Annotated in this window: 18 protein-coding genes; 11 read left to right on the plus strand and 7 right to left on the minus strand. The window is 66.9% G+C overall.

Translation table 11 applies throughout. The features are described 5' to 3' along the window. Nucleotides 1–313 precede the first annotated feature (313 nt). Complete coding sequence (locus A5727_RS03415) at nt 314–775, minus strand: SRPBCC family protein (RefSeq protein WP_068244485.1); 462 nt, start codon at nt 773–775, stop codon at nt 314–316. A gap of 40 nt (nt 776–815) precedes the next feature. Between A5727_RS03415 and A5727_RS03420 the strand changes: the two genes are divergently transcribed. Beyond that, nucleotides 816–1,697 (plus strand): rhomboid family intramembrane serine protease, encoded by an 882-nt coding sequence (locus A5727_RS03420; protein WP_068244488.1) that lies wholly within the window; start codon nt 816–818, stop codon nt 1,695–1,697. Nucleotides 1,698–1,740: 43 nt separating this feature from the next. Here the strand turns inward: A5727_RS03420 and A5727_RS03425 are convergent, their stop codons facing one another. Beyond that, the gene (locus A5727_RS03425; RefSeq protein WP_068244491.1) at nt 1,741–2,301 is read right to left on the minus strand and encodes a TetR/AcrR family transcriptional regulator; all 561 of its coding nucleotides are present in this window, start codon (nt 2,299–2,301) and stop codon (nt 1,741–1,743) included. 245 nt (nt 2,302–2,546) lie between these two features. On the opposite strand from A5727_RS03425, the gene A5727_RS03430 reads away from it, so the two are divergent. The 4 genes from A5727_RS03430 (at nt 2,547) to A5727_RS03445 (ending at nt 4,538) form a co-directional block, all read left to right on the plus strand. Further along, entirely contained in the window at nt 2,547–2,930 is a 384-nt protein-coding gene (locus A5727_RS03430) for an STAS domain-containing protein (RefSeq protein WP_082949576.1), read from the plus strand. Between the two features lie 32 nt (nt 2,931–2,962). Continuing rightward, entirely contained in the window at nt 2,963–3,397 is a 435-nt protein-coding gene (locus A5727_RS03435) for an ATP-binding protein (protein ID WP_068244495.1), read from the plus strand. Between the two features lie 82 nt (nt 3,398–3,479). Further along, entirely contained in the window at nt 3,480–3,869 is a 390-nt protein-coding gene (locus A5727_RS03440; RefSeq protein WP_068244498.1) for an STAS domain-containing protein, read from the plus strand. A gap of 108 nt (nt 3,870–3,977) precedes the next feature. Continuing rightward, the gene (locus A5727_RS03445; protein WP_231991942.1) at nt 3,978–4,538 is read left to right on the plus strand and encodes a hypothetical protein; all 561 of its coding nucleotides are present in this window, start codon (nt 3,978–3,980) and stop codon (nt 4,536–4,538) included. Between the two features lies 1 nt (nt 4,539). On the opposite strand, the gene A5727_RS03450 is transcribed toward A5727_RS03445, so the two are convergent. Genes A5727_RS03450 through A5727_RS03470 form a run of 5 tightly spaced genes read right to left on the minus strand, consistent with a single transcriptional unit; the run spans nt 4,540 to nt 10,706 of the window. Beyond that, on the minus strand, nt 4,540–6,009 hold the full coding sequence (locus A5727_RS03450; protein WP_068244575.1) for an AMP-binding protein: 1,470 nt from the start codon (nt 6,007–6,009) through the stop codon (nt 4,540–4,542). Then, entirely contained in the window at nt 6,006–6,791 is a 786-nt protein-coding gene (locus A5727_RS03455) for an SDR family NAD(P)-dependent oxidoreductase (RefSeq protein ID WP_068244501.1), read from the minus strand. The genes A5727_RS03450 and A5727_RS03455 overlap by 4 nt, the downstream gene beginning before the upstream one ends. A gap of 12 nt (nt 6,792–6,803) precedes the next feature. Next, the gene (locus tag A5727_RS03460; protein WP_068244578.1) at nt 6,804–8,357 is read right to left on the minus strand and encodes an AMP-binding protein; all 1,554 of its coding nucleotides are present in this window, start codon (nt 8,355–8,357) and stop codon (nt 6,804–6,806) included. Nucleotides 8,358–8,362: 5 nt separating this feature from the next. Continuing rightward, nucleotides 8,363–9,106, minus strand: a complete 744-nt coding sequence (locus A5727_RS03465; protein ID WP_068244504.1) for a GntR family transcriptional regulator — start codon at nt 9,104–9,106, stop codon at nt 8,363–8,365. Nucleotides 9,107–9,113: 7 nt separating this feature from the next. Next, nucleotides 9,114–10,706 (minus strand): NHL repeat-containing protein, encoded by a 1,593-nt coding sequence (locus A5727_RS03470; RefSeq protein WP_068244507.1) that lies wholly within the window; start codon nt 10,704–10,706, stop codon nt 9,114–9,116. Nucleotides 10,707–10,883: 177 nt separating this feature from the next. Here A5727_RS03470 and A5727_RS03475 point away from each other — a divergent pair, with 177 nt between their 5' ends. From A5727_RS03475 to A5727_RS03500, 6 genes are all read left to right on the plus strand, one after another. Then, complete coding sequence (locus A5727_RS03475; RefSeq protein ID WP_068244583.1) at nt 10,884–11,741, plus strand: SDR family NAD(P)-dependent oxidoreductase; 858 nt, start codon at nt 10,884–10,886, stop codon at nt 11,739–11,741. After that, nucleotides 11,738–13,111 (plus strand): aromatic ring-hydroxylating oxygenase subunit alpha, encoded by a 1,374-nt coding sequence (locus A5727_RS03480; protein ID WP_068244511.1) that lies wholly within the window; start codon nt 11,738–11,740, stop codon nt 13,109–13,111. The genes A5727_RS03475 and A5727_RS03480 overlap by 4 nt, the downstream gene beginning before the upstream one ends. Nucleotides 13,112–13,172: 61 nt before the next feature. Further along, nucleotides 13,173–14,354 (plus strand): LLM class flavin-dependent oxidoreductase, encoded by a 1,182-nt coding sequence (locus A5727_RS03485; protein WP_068244514.1) that lies wholly within the window; start codon nt 13,173–13,175, stop codon nt 14,352–14,354. Beyond that, nucleotides 14,351–16,219, plus strand: a complete 1,869-nt coding sequence (locus A5727_RS03490) for a flavin-containing monooxygenase (protein ID WP_068244517.1) — start codon at nt 14,351–14,353, stop codon at nt 16,217–16,219. The genes A5727_RS03485 and A5727_RS03490 overlap by 4 nt, the downstream gene beginning before the upstream one ends. Next, nucleotides 16,197–17,135 carry an SDR family NAD(P)-dependent oxidoreductase gene (locus tag A5727_RS03495; RefSeq protein ID WP_068244520.1) on the plus strand — a complete coding sequence of 313 codons (939 nt, stop codon included), beginning with the start codon at nt 16,197–16,199 and terminating at the stop codon, nt 17,133–17,135. The genes A5727_RS03490 and A5727_RS03495 overlap by 23 nt, the downstream gene beginning before the upstream one ends. After that, on the plus strand, nt 17,128–18,303 hold the full coding sequence (locus A5727_RS03500) for a CaiB/BaiF CoA transferase family protein (protein ID WP_068244522.1): 1,176 nt from the start codon (nt 17,128–17,130) through the stop codon (nt 18,301–18,303). The genes A5727_RS03495 and A5727_RS03500 overlap by 8 nt, the downstream gene beginning before the upstream one ends. The last annotated feature ends 11 nt before the right edge of the window (nt 18,304–18,314 follow it).

The raw sequence follows: 18,314 nt of genomic DNA on the forward strand, positions 1-18,314 counted from the left end.
CTGTCGCGATGTGACAGGAGAAACCCAAGGGGCAGAAGAAATTTCAGGAATTGAGCTGCTTTGGATGGCAAGTAAATTCCCGTTGGGATCCAGCCTAGGGCCGAACAGGGGAGGGCGAGTGGCATCAAAGGCGGGGTTCTGAGCCGGGAAGGCAAACTCGCCGAGCAATGCGCTGGCCAGGGTGGCCGAACTCGGCGTCACCGCAGGCTCTTTGGGGCTTTCTCAGGGCGCCTCCGGTCGCAGGTCTTCGCGGGCCCGCGCAGAGCCAGTGAGCAGCACCCGTTGCACCGCAACCTGATTCAGCGCAGCCGCCTCAGTCCAACTCCTCCGCGAGCGCAGCCAACCGCGAGATCGATTCCGCAAGCCGCTCCGCCGTCGTCGCGCGAGCACGCACCATCCGGGCCTCGTCGGTCAGCCGAGTCCAGTCATAGGTGTGCGTCACCAGACACCGCGACGGGCCCAGCGGTTCGACCTCCCACCGCCACAGATGTCCCGGACGAGGCTGGCCGACCTCCGAGGGCTGCCAGGCGATGCGCCGGCCCTCCTCGAACTCCACGACATGGTTCTGCCGGACCTGGCCGATCGTCAGCGTCATCGAGAACACCTCGCCCACCGCGCGGACGCGGGTCGGCGTGGCCTCGGCGAGGTTGTCGTTGCCGTCCCATCGCGGCTGCTGCGCGACGTCGGCGATGAGCTCGAAAACGGTCGCGGCAGGCGCCGCGACCTCGCGACTGGCGCTGACCACCCGGGCGGCTGAATCACCGGAAATCGACATGCCGGATATCCAATCAGGCGGCACAAGTACTTTTACGGGCATGAGTTATCCGGGCCCGCCGCACGCCGCGCCGCAGACCCCCGTCTGCTACCGGCATCCCGACCGCGTCACCTATGTCACGTGCACGCGTTGCCACCGGCCCATCTGCGGGGACTGCATGCGGTCGGCAGCGGTCGGCCACCAGTGCGTGGACTGCGTCCAGGAGGCCGCGGCCTCTGTGCGCGCGCCCAAGACTCAGTTCGGCGGGACGCTGCGCACCGCGACGACGCCGGTGGTCACCTGGACGCTCATCGGCCTGAACGTTCTGGCCTTCGTGCTGCAGATGGCGGTTGGTCAGCTCGAACCGGACTTCGCGCTGTGGCCGAACGGCGTCGCGCACTTCGATCAGTGGTATCGACTCATCACGTCCGCGTTCCTGCACGACGGGACGCTGCACATCCTGTTCAACATGTGGGCGCTGTACATCGTGGGCCCCGCGCTGGAGATGTGGTTGGGCCGCCTGCGGTACGTGGCGCTATACGTGCTGAGCCTGCTGGGCGGGTCCGTCGCGGTCTACCTGCTCTCGGACCCCTCAAGCCTGACGCTGGGCGCCTCGGGTGCGGTCTTCGGCCTGTTCGGCGCGACCTTCGTCATCGGACGTCGCCTCAACCTGGATGTGCGCTGGGTGGCGGCGCTGATCCTGATCAACGTCGTCATCACGGTCGTCGCGCCGGCCATGGGCGCCGGACCGATCAGCTGGCAGGGCCACCTGGGCGGGTTGGTCACCGGATCCATCGTGGGGGCGGCGTTCGCCTACGCGCCCGCCGAGCGGCGCGCCGCGGTCGGGGCGGGAGTGACGGCGGCGCTGCTCGTGGTGTTCGCCGTCCTGCTGTGGTGGCGCACCGGCGTGCTGATCGAGCCCTACCGGATCGTCGTCGGCTGAGCGGGCCGGGGCCGACGGAGCGGGCTGAACGCCCCGAACCGCGCTACCGACCGGCGGTCTTGATCCCGACCGCGTGACGCAGTTGGTCGAGGAAGCCGTCGTCGTCGTCACTTCGGACGATGTAATGGCAGACGGCCACCCTGATCGCCGTGGCCGCCTTCACCGACGCGCTGGGCCCGCTGAGCAGTTTCTCCAGCTGGGCCCGCATGACAGGCAGCACCTGCGACAGCCGGGCAATGACCACCTCGGGTTCGATGTCGATCGCGCGCACCCCCGAGTAGGAGTGCTGGTAGTCGACGATGAACCGCAGCGCCGCGTCCAGGCGGTCGGTGCCACGCAGGCCGGCGGTGGCCCGGCTGATGCCTGTGTCGAACATCTCACGCTCGTAGATGCTGAATGCGTCGAGGAGGTCCTCCTTGGACGCGAACCAGCGGTACAGCGTCGGGCGGGACACCCCGGCCTGTTGAGCCACGTCGGACAGGCTCAGCTTGGACTGTCCGCTTCGGCTGAGGACCTCGGCGGTCGCCGCCAGGATCCGCCGCCGAGTCGAGTTGTCCTCGGCGGGGTGGTCGACGGCCTCGGTCAATGGCTCGTTGTTTCGCACAATGAACCAGATCGTAGAGGCTTCAGGCCCTCAAATGGCTTCAACGGAGCCTTTGACCACGCCGAACCTCGTGAATTGACGGTCGGAGAGGGACGACGGACGGTGCCTGGGATAACCTTCTAAGCAGCCACGTCGCTCACGCCTGCGTGAGTGCCGTGCCGTGCCGCCACGCCTGCCGGGGTTCAAAACGCAGCCCCGCAGGTCAGAAGCAGGAGCACGGGAAGCGAATGACAGTGAGGTGCCTGATGCCAGAAGATTCCGATATCGCCGAAGAGCTGATCGCCAATCCCTCGTGTGCCATCGAGGAGCAGTGGTTCGACCAGGTCGTGGTGGTGTCTGCTGCCGGCACGGTCGACATGTTGACTTCGCCGCAGCTGGAAGAGCGAATTTCTGTAGTGCTGGACCGGAAGCCGTCCGCACTGGTGGTCAATCTCACAGACGTCGAGTTTTTGGCGTCGGCTGGGATGAGCGTGCTGATCGCGGCTCATCAGAAGGCAAGTCCAAGTGTGGGATTCGCTGTCGTCGCAGATGGCCCGGTGACCGGCCGTCCGCTGAAACTGGTGGGAATCGCCGACATCGTCGACGTGTACCCGAATCTTGATGAGGCGCTGGCAAAGCTCGCCGCATAGTGGCCGAGGAAATCGGGTAGACCACCACCGCTATGACAGCCGCTGAGACTCTCCAACACTGTGTAGTCGCCGATGCCGTGCGCGTCGGTCAGGTGCGTGAGGAGTTCAGCCGTTGGCTCCGTCAGTTCAACCTGAGCCCGGATCGGCACAACGACCTCGTCCTCGCGGTCAACGAGGCGTTGGCCAATGCGGCCGAGTTTGCCTACGTGCACCATCCCGCCCCTGGCACAGTCCGGCTGACGGCCCGTTATGACGCACCGTCCCGGTCGGTCGCGGTGACGATCTCCGACGAGGGGGATTGGCGCGAGCCGACCAGCAGTGCCATTCCCCGGCTTCGTGGCCGCGGGATTCCGCTGATGCGGTCCCTGTCGGATGCCGCCGAGATCGAGCGTTCCCCCCACGGTACGACCGTCCGGATGCGTTTCGACCAGGTCGGCGACAACGAACGGTCTTCCGTCCTGCAGTGACCGAGTGCCGCGTTTAGGCCACCGCCGCCGTGGGTATAGGCGCGTGGACTGTGACTGGCATCACCGCGGGAGAGGTTGGGGCATGGCTGTTGCTCGACTGGAGAAGCTTCCCGCCTGCCTCGTCACCGAAACGACGCCGCACCGTCGTCTGTCCATAGTCGGCAGGCGCAGGGCGGACTTCACGACGATCGTCGTCACCGGCGAGATCGACACGGCCAACGCGCGCGTGTTCGCCGACCACGTGGTGGATCTCGCCGACGGCTGTTCCTCGGTTCTGCTCGATCTCAGCGGCGTGACCTTTCTGGCGCTTGACGGGATGACCGCCCTGTACGCGATCCGGGCTGACCTGGCCCGAGGTGCGGTGGAATGGTCGCTGATCCCGGGCTCGGCGGTGTGGCGCGTGCTGGAACTGTGCGACCCCGAAGGGCTGGTGCCCACCATCGCCGAGGCCCCGGAGCGAATCGCCGGTTGATCCGGTCCCGGCCGACTCCCACGCGGCCAAATCGTGACTTTACATATCGCGGTACAAATGTCACGCTTCCTTATCGGGAAATCGTCCCCGAATCGGGAGGTTCGATCGATGACAGCCGCGCCAATCGAGCAGGACGAACCGGGCTCCGGCCCTGCGGACGGCACCTCGCTGAAGTATCAGCTCGCGGTTCTGGCACCGTCGGTCGCCGATGCCGTCGCGTCCTCCGGTGGCTGGGTGTTCGACCGCGTGATGGCGGGTTGGGAGGTCAGCGTCCTGATTCCCGGCCTCGACGACGCCAGTCCGACAGCGCGCCCGCTGGAGATCCTCGGGGCGCGCGCATTCAACCTCGACGCTGCCCTGGAATCCGCGTCCGGTCTTCGGCCTGACGCGATCGCGGTCGCGGCCGATATCTTCACCGGCGATCATCGCGTCAACAGGGAGGTCACGGCAGCCCTGCGCCGGCGATCCGTCGAGGTGTCGTTCTGGGGAGACGGCACGCCGCCGTCAGTGGCGGGTGAGGGTACGGACGTCGAACCGATCGAGCATCCGTTGACCGCGGCAGCACGCGCGTTCAAGAGTCATGCACTGGCGCTCGTCTCGGCCGCGTCCGGCGCTGTCGGACGGACCGAGAAGTTCTTCGCGATCGGCACGTCCCACCGGGAATGGTGAATCAGTTCAGGCGAGTTCGAAGTTCGCGCTTGAGCACCTTGCCGTAGCTGTTCTTGGGCAGGTCGTCGACGAACAGATAGCGCTTCGGTCGTTTGAAACGGGCGATCCGCTCCAGCAGATGGGCGTCGAGCGCACCTTCGTCGGCCGTTCCGACGACGAAGGCGACCACAATCTCGCCCCACTCCGCGTCGGGCGCACCGACGACACACGCCTCCCTCACGCCGGGATGCTCGAGCAGAACCTCCTCCACCTCGCGCGGGTAGATGTTGCTGCCACCGCTGATGACCACATCCTTCGAGCGGTCCCGCAGAGTCAGGTGTCCCCGGTCGTCGAAGGAGCCCAAGTCCCCGGTGTGCAGCCAGCCGCCGGCCAGTGCCTCCGCGGTCGCGGCCGCGTTGTTCCAGTACCCCGACATCACGACATCGCCGCGGCAGACGATCTCGCCGATCTCGCCGGGTCCGAGCGTGGCACCGTCCGGGCCGACCACCATCACCTCGACGCCGGATCGGGCGTACCCGACGGAGCCCAGGACCGCGTCGTCGGCCGCCACATGGTCGGCCCGGGGCAGCCCGGTGATCGTCATCGGTGACTCACCTTGTCCGTAGATCTGGGCGAAGATCGGTCCGAATGCCGCCATGGCCTTCTTGAGGCTGTCGACGTACATCGGTCCGCCGCCGTAGACGACGGTGCGAAGGTGCTCGGGCGCCGATCTGCCGGTGTCCACCAACCGCTGCACCATGGTCGGCGCCAGGAACGCGGCGCAGCCGGGATGCGCCCCGCACAGATCGAGGAACTCGTCGGCGTCGAACGCCCCGGAGGCCGGAATCACCTGCCGTGCACCGCGTGAGACGTAGGCCGGGATGTACAGCCCGGAGCCGTGCGACATCGGCGCGGCGTGGACCAGGCTGGTGGTGTGATCGGGGGAGTCGATGTCGGCGAGGTGCGCCAGCGTCATCGCCAGGAGACTGCGATGGGACAGCATCGCGCCCTTGGACCTGCCGGTCGTCCCGCTGGTGTAGAACAGCCACGCCAGGGCGGTGGGGTCGGCGGACGGTGCGGCCGACGGTTCGGCGCCGAAGCGCGCGTGATACGACGACGTGCCGAGAATCTCGACCGGGGTGTCGGCCAGAGGTGTCAGGGTCTCGGCGATCTTGGGCGAGGCGAACACCGCGGCGGCGCCGGAGTCCGCCATGATGTCGACCATCTCGCGGGCGTGCAGCTTGAAGTTGATCGGCACGACCACGCAGTCGGCGGCCCAGACGCCGAACAGCAGCTCGACCAGTTCGGGGCGGTTCTCGCTCGCGACCGCGATCCGGCTTCCGGGTGAGACGGACCGCCGCAGCGAGGACGCCAAGCGTAGCGCGCGGTCACGAAGCTCGGCCCAGGTGCACTGCTGCTGCGTGCCCAGGTACACCGCCCCGTGGTCGGGAAACCGCGTGGCCGCGGTCTCCAGCACGCTGAAGATGTTCACCGGGGCACCCACTGCGATTCGAGAGCGAAGTCCGACAGGTACTTGGTGGAACTCCACCCGCCGTCGACCACGATGGTCTGCCCGTTGATGAATGAGCCTCCCGGCGAGCACAGGAAGGCCACCGTGGACGCGATGTCCTCGACTCGGCCGAGGCGTTGATGCGGAGTCATCTCGGTGTTGATCTTGCGGAAGCGTTCGTCTTCGAGACGGTGCGCAACCATCGGAGTGACGGTGACCCCGGGTGCCACGGCGTTGCAGCGGATTCCCTGCGGCCCGTACTGACACGCGATGTGCGTGGTCAGCGCGGTCAGGCCGCCCTTGGCCGCCGAGTAGGCGCCGCCGCGCAGGCCGCCCACGACGGCGAACGTGGACGTGATGTTGATGATCGCCGACCCCTCCCGCATGTGCGGAATGACGTCGCGCGCCAACCGGAACGGCGCCCGCAGCATGACACCGAGGAAGTGGTCGAGGGACTCGTCGTCGGTCTCGTGCAGGGGTTTCGGGCTGCCGATACCGGCATTGTTGATCAGGAAGTCGATCCGCCCCCAGCGTTCGATGGCCGCCTCGACGATCCGCGTGGGCGCGTCGTCCGCCGTGAGGTCCACCGCGAGGGTGCTGACCAGTTCGGGGTCGCCGGTCGTCTGGGCCACCGCATCGCGCAGCGCCGCCAACCGCTCCTCGTCGCGGCCGGTGCCCAGCACGGCGATCCCCTGCTGGGCAAGCGCTGTGGCGCAGCCGAATCCGATACCGCTGCTGGCGCCCGTGACTATCGCTACCTGCATGGGTTGTTCCTCTCAGTTCGGCTCGGCCAGGGCCGCCCGGATCCGGTGTTTGAGAACCTTGCCCGCATCGTTTTTGGGCAGCGCATCCCAGATGACCACCTGCTCGGGGACTTTGAACCTGGCCACACCGGCGGCTACCAGGGCTGCGTGCAGGCGCGGGAGGTCGGGCGGTGCCCCATCGGCCACGACCACCGCACACGCGCGTTCACCCGTGCGCGGATCAGGCAGTCCGACGATCGCGATCTCGGCGATGCCGGGTTCGGTGATGAGGATGTCTTCGATCTCCTTGGGGGAGATGTTCTCGCCGTTGCGGATGATGATGTCCTTGGCGCGTCCAGTCACCACGAGGTAGTCGCCGTCGATCCATTCGCCGAGGTCCCCCGTGCGGAAGTATCCGTCGGCGTCGAAGGCCTCGGTGTTGTCCTCGGCATGCAGATACCCGAGCAGCATCTGCGCCCCGCGGGCCCTGATCTCACCGTCGACGATCACCACATCGGCGATCCCGGGCCGGCCATCGGTGCCCGCGGCGTGATCGGTGTCGCCGGGTGTGCACGCGCCCACCGTGGTGACCGGCACCTCGGTGGAACCGTACACGCGACTGACCACGGCATGATCGAAATACTCTGTCGCGCTGCGGATGAGCGACGGCGGCACTGAAGCCCCGCCGCAGATGAAGACCTTCAGATCCGGCAGGGTGGTGCCCGCGCGGCGGGCCGCCTCGAGCAGCTGGGTCAGAAACGGCGTGGCACCGGCCATGTGCGTGCAGCGGTGCGCGGTCATGAGCGCGACGGCGTCGTCAGCGTCCCATCTGTCCATGAGCACCGCGGTGGTGCCCAGCAGCAGCGGGCACTCGAAGGCGTAGATGGAGCCGCCGATGTGCGCGATCGGCGACGGCACCAGAAACCGGTCACCGGGTGAGATGTGCCAGTTGTCGCGCAGCTGGCAGATCAGCGCGTGCAGCGAATTATGGCTGTGCAGTACACCTTTGGCGCGACCTGTGGTGCCCGAGGTGTAGAGGATCATGCGGACGTCGTCGGGATCGGGCTGGGGAAGGTCCACGTCTGCGTCGGTGCCGTGGAACAGGTCGGCGTAGGGCGTGTGGCCATCACCGCGCACCACCACGACCTCCGGGGGATCATTCACGTCCGCGACGACGCGGTCCAGCATGGCGGGGTAGTCATGACCACGGAACTCGGCCGGCACGAAGATCATCCGGGAGCCGGCGTCGTCGAGGATGAACCGAAGTTCGTTCTCGCGCAGCGACGGCAGGATGGGGTTGACCACCATGCCGGCCAACGTCGCCCCGAGATAGACCACTGCGGCTTCGTGCCAGTTGGGCAGCATGAACGACACCACGCTGCCGACGGGCATCCGGGCCACCAGGGCCTGTGCCAGATCACCGGCCTGCTGCAGAAGCGTCTCGCAGTCCAACCGCACATCCCCGTCGGCGATCAGGACACGGTCGGGGGTGGTCTCGGCGGCCTGGCGCAGGGTGTCGGCCAGCGTGGTCGACACCCACCAGCCCCGTCGATGCGCTGGTTCCCTGATGTCCTCGGTGACCGGCATCGGCTTCACCCCTTCACCCGCCGCAGCGTTGTGGAGTAGCGGTACCGGGATGCCGGATGTGTGTTGATCGTGACCTGGGCGGTTTCACCGTCGGAGGTGGTGTAGGTGCGGCGCACCTCGAGTGCGGCCGTGCCGGGGTCGACGTCGAGGCGTGCGGCCAGGTCGGTGCGCATGAGCACGGCCGAGATCTCCTGGTGCACTTCGACGATGCTGCGGCCGAACATGTCCTCGATGAGCGGGAAGATCGGGCCGTTGTGTCGTTGCAGCATCCGGCCCACGGCCGCGAACGACCGGTTGATGTAGTACTCCGTGAAGCACACCGGGTTGGGTGCGCCCTCGACCTGTCGGTAGCCGCCGACCGCGAGCCACTCCTCGCCGATCTTCAGGCCGGTGCGCGCCGCGAGGTCGGCGTCCACGGTCAGCATCTTGTTGGCGTTGATGACGAAGCGTGCGCCCGTCGCGAAGGCCATCAGGTCGTCGATCGACATGACGTCCTGGGCATAGGAACTCGTCGACGTGCGGGGCACCACCATCGTGCCCGCACGGGGACGCGACGCAATCAGGTTGTCGTCGCGCAGTCGGCGCAGGGCCTCGCGGACGGTGTAACGACTCACCGAGAAGCGTTCGCACAGAGCGTGTTCGGTGGGCAGTTGCGAGCCGACGGGGTAGATCCCGTCGACGATCTCCTGCCGCAGCACGCGCGCCACCTGAAGGTAGCGGGGATCAGTCGAGGAGCTCTGCGTCGTCATGGTCGTGTCACATTGTGGCCGGACGCAGTGCCAGGACGCTGCCGTCACCGTCAGCCGAGACGTAGAGGGTGCCGTCGGGTGCGGCGGTGATCCCTGCGAAGGGTCCCTGCGGTCCGGAGAACGGCGGCATGCCGAGCAGCGGTTTGGGTGTCACTCCCGGGGCAGCGCCCACCGGCAGGCCCGCGGCGATCACGCGGGAGGACCCGGTCGCGCGGTCGAATTCGATCACCGACTTCGTTCCCGCATCGACGACGAAGAGTCGACCGTTGCGCTCGGTGATGCCCTGCGGTGTGACGAGCCCTTCCAGCACAGTGTTGGTCGCACCGGAGGATACGCGCGTCACACGGCCCGCCCCGGACTCGGTGACCAGGACTGAACCGCCGGGTTCGCCCAGCACACCGACCGGTCCCTGCAGGCCTGTCGCCAGCACCTCGACGTCGGTGCCCCGCACCGACAGCACCCGTCCGGTGCCGAACTCGGCGACCACGGCCGCGCCGTCGGGGGTGAGATCCACGCCGTAGAGCTGATCGAAACCGTCAGCCAGGTACTCGGTTTCGCCGGCGGCGGGCCGGAATCGGGCCACCTGACCGCCGGAGGTGGTCACCACGAACTCGTCGGCGCCCGCGGGGACCAGACCGCGCAGGAAGCCGGGATAGCCGGGCGTGAAGAGCATGCCGACGGTCTGCAGCGCCCCGTCGCGCAACACGTAGAAGTAGGTGCCGTCGGCGACGTACAGCTGGCCATCGGTTCCGATGGCCAGATCCAACGGCCAGTTGAGCCCGCCGGGCAGCAGCGTGCGGGTGTTCCCGTCGGTGATCTCGGTGATCTCACCGGTGAAGTTGGAGACGAGGAGACGGCCCTCGGCGAACGTCAGGTTGTCCAGCCCCGGGGACAGTGACGCCAGCACGCTCTGTTCGCCGGAGCGGGGATCGATCCGCAGCACCTGGCCGGTGGCGACCTGGGTCGACACGATGCGGCCCTGATCGTCGAACTTCACCGCGTCGGGTACGCCGAGGCCGGTGGCCACCGTTTCGGGTTGGCCGCCGTCGGGATCGATCCGCCAGATCTCGTTGGCGCCCATCACCGGGAAGTAGAGCAGCCCGTCGGGCCCCACCTCCATCGCGTTGGGGGAGGGCACGTTGTCCAGCAGCAGCCGCGGCTGGCCGCCGTTGAGGTCGAGCTCGAAGATTCGGCCGCCTTCGCGGCATTCGCCGACGAAGAGTCGGCCGTTGTGGAACGTGATGCCGTTGGCGCAGGGCATATCGTCGCGCAGGACCCGGGCCCGGCCTGAGCCGGACATGTCGAGAACGCTGACCCGGCCGTTCATCACTTCGGTGGCGTACAGCGCCCCCGACGGATCGAAGGCGACGTCGTCGGGGGCGACGATGTCGCCGCCCTTGGCGCTGACCGTCTCGACGTCGCCGGTGCTCAGGTTCACCGCGCTGATCTGGCTGCCGGTGACCTGGGCGACGTACACCCGGCCGTCGGGTCCCGTCCGCAGACCGTTGGCGCCGAAGAGCCGGCTCGGCGGTGTGAGCCGGTCCACCCGCCAGCCGTCGGCCGCTTCGCAGTGCTGCGGAAATGGGCCTGAGCGGGTCATCTGTCCGGCATTCACGGCTCGGACACTATCAATCGAGTCTGGTCCAGACAATAGTGCCGACAACGGCCGATTTTCGGTCTTGACGGGCCAGAGAACTGTAGAGAATGATGTTCTCAAATGAGTGCATGTCCATTTTATGTCCAGACAATTGGCGGCTGGGGCTGACAGGTGGAGTCTGTGACAAACGAGCTGTTGGGCCTGGACGGTCGTGTGGTGATCGTGTCCGGCGCTGCTGGTGGCGGCATCGGCACAACGGTCACCCGGATGGTTGCCGCGGCGGGCGCGATCGTCGTCGCGGTCAGCAGGTCCAAGGAGAACCTGGACCAGCATGTCGCACCGCTGGTCGACGAGGGGCTGACGGTCATCCCGGTCGCCGCCGACGCGAGCACCGATGAGGGCATCGACACCGCACTCGACGCGGCCCGGAGCGCGGGGGGCCAGCTGTACGGTCTGGTCAACGTGGCCGGCGGCGCCGGGCCGCAGACCTGGATGCCGTCGACCCGGGTGAGCCGATCCGACTGGCGCGCACTGTTCACCCAGAACCTCGAGACGATGTTCTTCATGAGCCAGGCCGTGGCCGCGGAACTGCGTGCCAGCGCGCTGCCCGGTTCCATCGTGTCGATCTCGTCCATCAGCGGCATGAACACCGCGCCGTTCCATGTCGCCTACGGCACCGCCAAGGCCGCCGTCGTCGCGGCCACCCGCACCATGGCCGTCGAGTTGGCCGCGCACAACATCCGTGTCAACGCCGTAGCGCCGGGCGTCACCGAGACCCCGGCCTCGGGCACCTACGTCGACCCCGACCCGGACCGGGATCGGCGTGCGATCGCGATGGGGCGCCGCGGCCGTCCCGAGGAACAGGCCGGCGCGATCCTGTTCCTGCTCTCGGAGCTGTCGAGCTACATCACCGGACAGACCCTGTTGGTCGACGGGGGGCTGAACCTGCGCTGGACACATCTCGGCGCTGACAACACGTCGCTGTTCCTCAAGGACGAAACGTTCCGTGCGGCTATAACCAGTTGGGAGGCAACGTGACCGACACCGAGATCCCCGCGATCGATCACGCGGAGGAACTGTCAGAGCCGTTGACCATCCCGGTCGAGGCCTACGTGTCCCCGGAGTACGCACGTGCGGAACGGGACAGGCTGTGGCGCAAGGTGTGGCAGCAGGTCGGTCGCGTCGAGGATCTGCCCGAGGTGGGCAGCTACCTGACCTACGACATCCTCGACGACTCGATCATCGTGGTGCGCATCGGGCCGACTGAGTTCGCGGCTCACCACAACGTCTGCATGCACCGCGGTCGCCGCCTCATCGACGTGCCTGCCGGGGCCAAGAACGCCGCGGGGCGCGCCCGCAAATCGTTCGTCTGCGGGTTCCACGGATGGACCTACGGACTCGACGGGGCATGCACGCACATCCGTGAGCAGGACGACTGGAAGGGTGCGCTCACACCCGCCAACACCCATCTGGCCCGGGTGAGCGTGGACACCTGGGGTGGCTGGTTGTGGATCAATATGGATCCCGACTGCGAGCCGCTGGCCGACTACCTGTTCCCGGCCGCCAAGATCCTCGACCCCTTCGGCCTGGAGAACATGCGCACCAAATGGCGCAAATGGCTGTACTTCGACTGCAACTGGAAGGTCGCGCTGGAGGCGTTCAACGAGACCTACCACGTGTTCACCACGCACCCGGAGTTCAACAAGTTCGGCGAATTCAAGGGCTGGGCCAAGGCGCAGGGCAAGCACAGCAACATCGGCTACGACGCCCCGAAGAACATGGAAGCCACCAAGTCCAAGATCCGCCTGGGCACCGGTGACGACCCCCGCGTCTCCACCGCGGAGATGCAGATGTACACCTGGGAGCAGACCAACGCGACCACCACCGAGACGCTGGTGAACGCCGCCAAGCGACTGGTCGACGAGCTGCCCGAGGGCACGCCGCCGGACAAGGTGCTCGAACACTGGCTGTCCTCGGCCCGGCGCGACGACGAGGCCCGCGGCGTCGTCTGGCCGACCATTCCGGCCGACATCCTCGGACAGGCCGGCACTGCCTGGCAGATCTTCCCGAACTTCCAGATCGGCCAGGGCTTGACCACCGCGCTGTGCTACAGCGCGCGGCCCGACCCGAGCTACGACCCGAACAAGTGCATCTTCGAGGTGGCCACCCTGGAGCTGTACCCGAAAGGTCAAGAGCCGCAGACCGAATGGGAGTACACCCCGCAGGACAGCCCGAACTGGCTGTCGGTGCTGCCCCAGGACTTCTCCAACATGGCGGCCGTGCAGCAGGGCATGAAGTCGGCGGGCTTCCCCGGCACCATGCCCAATCCTTACCGCGAACGCAGCACCGTCAACCTGCACCACCAACTTGCGAAGTACATGGGCACCGGCGAGCCGCGCCCCCTGTAGCGACTTCGGCGCGCTTTCCTGCGCTCACCGCCGGTTAACGCGCCCAAAACGAAGGAGAAGCATGAAGGTCAATCTCGGGACGGGAGCGCAGAACTCCCGCGACTGGGAACGCGTGATGGCCGGCGACTTCAGCCGCCCACCGGAGACGCCGGATTACAAATGTGTCCAGGCCGCCCTCGCCCTCGGCGACCTGGCCGAGCCGCTGGGCTTCGACGGCATCTGGTTCCCCGAGCACCAGGGCACGCCATACGGTATGACGCCCAACCCGATTCAGGCACTCACCTACTTCGCTGCCCGCACCGAGCGGGTCAGCCTGGGCACGTTCGTCGCGGTGGCGCCATGGTGGAATCCGATCCGGTTGGCGCACCAGATCGCCTACCTCGACATCGTCTCCAATGGCCGCTACAACACGATCGGCATCGGCCGCGGTGTGTCCAAGAGCGAGTTCGATGCCGTCGGCGTGCCGCGTGAGCAGAGTCGGCAGCGGTTCAACGAGACGCTCGACATCCTGGAGTTGGCGTTCAGCGGCGAGCGGTTCTCCTACGACGGGGAGATCTTCTCCTTCCCCGAGATGTCGCTGCGCCCCGAACCGATCAGCAAGGACCTGTTCTCGCGGATCTACAGTTCGTCATCGACCGCCGAATCGCTGGAGATCCTGTCCCGACGCGGGATGGTGCCGCTGTTCGTCGGCAACAAGCCGATCTGGGATGCCGGCGAAGAGGTACGCAAGGTCAACACGTTCCGCGCCGAGGAGGGATTCGAGCCCTGCCAGCCCAAGAACGTGATGTTCATGTACTGCACTCCCAAGGAGGACGAGAAGCTCGCGGCGCTGACCGAGGAGTGGATCTGGACCGCCAACCGCGACGTCAACGTGCACTACGGCTTCGCCGACGCGTCGAATTTCAAGGGCGTCAAGGGCTATGAGTCCTACGCGGCGCGCGAGGCCACCGCGACTGCGGTGCTGGCGTCCGCGGTGACCGGTGACCAGAAGAAGGGCGGCCCACCCGGATACCACGCCTCCAACCTGCTGATCGGCACGCCCGAGGTGGTGTTCGAGAAGCTCAAGGCCGCGCAGGAGGCGTGCTCGTTCTCCGAGGTCACCATCGTCCCGCAGTTCGGCACCATGCCGTACGAGGACGCCATGGAAAGCGTGAAACTGTTCGCCGCCGAGGTGCTGCCCGCCGTGCACGAGATGGCGGCACCCCTGCACGCCGCGGCACTGCCGGAGGGGGCCAACGCATGACAGCCATCGACAACGGTTGCGGGCCCACCCAGACGCCCACCGACATCGACATCGACGCCCTGCGGGAGAAGTATCGCGTTGAGCGCGAAAAGCGCCTGCGCAAGGAGGGTTCCAAGCAGTACATCGAGACCACGGGCCAATACGCCGGGTTCGCCGAGGCCGATCCGCACACGCCCTTCGTGGAGCGCGACGTCATCGACACCGACATCGATGTGGCCGTTCTCGGTGGTGGTTTCGCGGGCCTGCTCTGCGGTGCGTACCTGAAGAAGGCCGGTGTCGAGGATGTGCACATCATCGAGCAGGGCGGCGACTTCGGTGGGGTGTGGTACTGGAACCGCTATCCGGGCATCCAGTGCGACAACGAATCCTATTGCTATGTCCCGCTGCTGGAGGAACTCGACTTCATCCCCAGCAAGAAGTTCGCCGACGGCGCCGAGATCTACCAGCACTGCCGCAACATCGGCAAGCACTTCGGCCTGTACGACGGGGCCATCTTCTCCACCCAGGTACGTGACCTGAAATGGGATGACAGCATCAACCGCTGGAGGATCAGCACCAACCGCGGAGACGACATCCGGGCCCGGTTCGTGGTTCTCGCGTCCGGTTCGTTCAACCGGCCCAAACTGCCCGGCATCCCCGGAATCAAGGAGTTCGTCGAGGCCGGCGGGCACATCTTCCACTCCTCGCGGTGGGACTACGACTACACCGGCGGTGACGCCAGTGGTGGCATGGAGAAGCTGGCCGACAAGAGGGTCGCCCTGATCGGCACGGGCGCCACCGGCGTGCAACTGGTGCCGTACCTGGGCCGAGATTCCCAGCACCTCTACGTCTTCCAGCGGACACCCTCGACGGTCGACGAACGCAACAACGCGCCGACCGACCCGGAGTGGGTGAAGACCCTGCAACCCGGTTGGCAGAAGGAGCGCCAGCGCAACTTCCACTCCTGGACCTTCGAGGGCATGGCTCTGGGCCAGCCCGATCTGGTCTGCGACTTCTGGACCGAACTGGGCCGCAACACTGCGGCCCGCGTGCTGGCACTGCCCGACCCCGCCTCGATGACGCCCGAAGAGTTCATGGGCATCCGCGAGGAGGAGGACTACAAGGTCATGGAGCGCCTTCGCCGCCGGATCGAGGCCCTGGTGGACGACCCGGACACCGCGGAGTCACTCAAGCCGTACTACCGATTCCTGTGCAAGCGGCCGTGTTCCAACGACGACTACCTGCAGACGTTCAACCGGCCCAACGTCACCCTGGTGGACGTCTCCGAGACCAAAGGCGTCGAACGGATCACCGGCAGGGGCCTGGTGGCCAACGGGCGGGAGTACGAGGTCGACTGCATCATCTTCGCCAGTGGATTCGAGATCACCACCGAGATCAGCCGGCGCTACGCGATCGACACCATTGAGGGCCGCGACGGGGTGTCGCTCTACGACAACTGGGCCCACGGCTACCGGACCCTGCACGGAATGACCAGCCGGGGCTTCCCGAATCAGTTCTTCACGGGATTCACGCAGGTGGGCATCTCGGCCAACATCTCGGCCAACTACGAACTGCAGGGCGAGCACATCGCCTACATCATCGCCGAAGCGTTGAACCGTGGCGCCACCACGGTCGAGCCCACCGAGGAGGCCCAGGACGCCTGGGGCGCAGCCATTCGCGAGACTGCGATCGACAATTCGGCCTTCGACGCCCAGTGCACTCCGGGCTACTACAACAACGAAGGCGGCGGTCAGGGCGAGGAGGCGGGCGAGGGCATCCGTTCGCACCTCGGCGAGCCGTACGGTCCCGGCTTCTACGCATTCGGCGAGCTGCTGCAGGAGTGGCGCGACAAGGGCGATCTCGATGGTCTCGTCCTCGGCACCTGAGTTGCGGTTCGACGGCCGGGTCGCCGTCGTCACCGGCGCGGGCCGCGGGTTGGGCCGCGCGTACGCGCTGCTGCTCGCGTCGCGGGGCGCCAAAGTGGTGGTCAATGACGTCGGCGGTTCGCTGACGGGTGCGGGCACTGACATCGGGCCGGCGCAGGCGGTGGTCGAGGAGATCATCGGTACCGGTGGTGAGGCCGTCGCATCTTCGGCGTCGGTGGCGACTCCCGAGGGTGGAACGGCGATCATCGATGCCGCGCTGGAGAAGTACGGCCAGCTCGACATCCTGATTCACAACGCGGGCAACGTCCGTCGAGCCCCGTTGGCGCAGATGTCCTACGAGGACTTCGATGCCGTGCTCGATGTGCACCTGCGCGGGGCCTTCCACGTGGTCCGGCCCGCGTTCGCCCGTATGGCGCAGGCCGGGTACGGCCGTCTGGTCCTGACGTCCTCGATCGGGGGCCTCTACGGCAACCACGACGTCGCGAACTACGGCGCGGCCAAGGCCGGGATCATCGGACTGTCGAACGTCGCCGCGCTCGAGGGTGCGGCGGCGAACGTCACGTGCAACGTCATCGTGCCCGGGGCCGTCACCCGGATGGCCGAAGGCCTCGACACATCGGCGTACCCACCGATGGGCGCCGATCTGGTGGCCCCGACCGTCGGTTGGCTGGCCCACGAAACCTGTTCGATCACAGGTGAGATCCTGATCGCCATCGCCGGGCGGGTGGCCCGCGCCTACATCGCCGAGACGCGGGGTGTCCACCGTCCGTCGTGGACCATCGAAGAGATCGCGGAGGAGTTGTCCGCGATTCGTGACACCGCGACGGAGGTCGTCTTCCCCGTCGTTCCGGACGGACACGCCGACCACATCCGGTACAGCTTCGGGATGGCCGCGCAGGCGATGTCGCATGACTAGCCCCGGGCCGCTGCAGGGTGTGCGCGTGGTCGACCTGACCGCGATGGTGATGGGCCCCTACTGCACGCAGATCATGGCCGACATGGGTGCCGATGTCATCAAAATCGAACCGCCGCAGGGTGACAACACCAGGTACATCTCGGTGGGACCCGCGCCCGGACTGAGCGGGGTGTTCGTCAACGTCAACCGGGGCAAACGCAGCGCGGTGCTGGACCTGCGCACTGACGCAGGCCGGGACGCGCTGCGCGCGCTGATCGGCACCGCGGATGTGTTCATTCACTCGATGCGTGCGAAAGCGGTTAGCAAGCTGGGCTTCTCGTACGAGGAAGTCGCGGCGATCAACCCGTACATCATCTACACCAACTGCTACGGGTACAGCAGGCGCGGCCCCGACGCTGACCGCCCCGCATACGATGACACCATTCAGGCCGAATGCGGGATTCCCGCCGTCCAGGAACAGTTGACGGGTGAAGCCAACTACGTCGGCACCATCATGGCCGACAAGGTCGCCGGCCTGACCGCTCTCTACGCCACGATGATGGCGCTCTTCCATCGCGAGCGCACGGGCCAGGGGCAGGAGGTCGAGGTCAGCATGTTCGAGACCATGGCCTCGTTCATGCTGGTCGAGCATGCCAACGGCGCCATGTTCGACCCCCCGTTGGGGCCCGCCGTCTATCCGAGGACCGTCGCACCCAACCGTCGACCCTATGAGACCAAGGATGGCCACATCGCGGCCCTGATCTACAACGACAAGCACTGGAACGCCTTCGTCGAGGCCGTCCAACCGCCGTGGAACAGCGACCTGTACTCGACGCTGGAGCGCAGGGCCCGCCAGATCGACACGGTCTACGGACTGGTGGCCCAGACGCTCAAGGAACGCACCACCGACGAATGGCTCACGCTGTTCAACGAACTCGAGATTCCGGCGGCGCCGATTCGCACCCCGGATGCGTTGTTCGATGATCCGCATCTGGCGGCCGTCGGACTGTTCGAGACTGTGCAGACACCGCATGGTCCCGTCCGGTTTCCGGGTGTGCCGACCTGGTTCTCCAGCACCCCCGGGCACGTGCGGGGGCCGGCGCCGGAACTGGGTGCCGACACCGCCGCGGTGCTGGAAGAGTTGGGCCTGACGACCACCGACGCCGAATCCGCGGCGGGATCGGGATAGGGGACGCACAC

The organism is Mycobacterium sp. ACS4331 (assembly GCF_001667265.1).
Taxonomy (GTDB): Bacteria; Actinomycetota; Actinomycetes; order Mycobacteriales; family Mycobacteriaceae; genus Mycobacterium.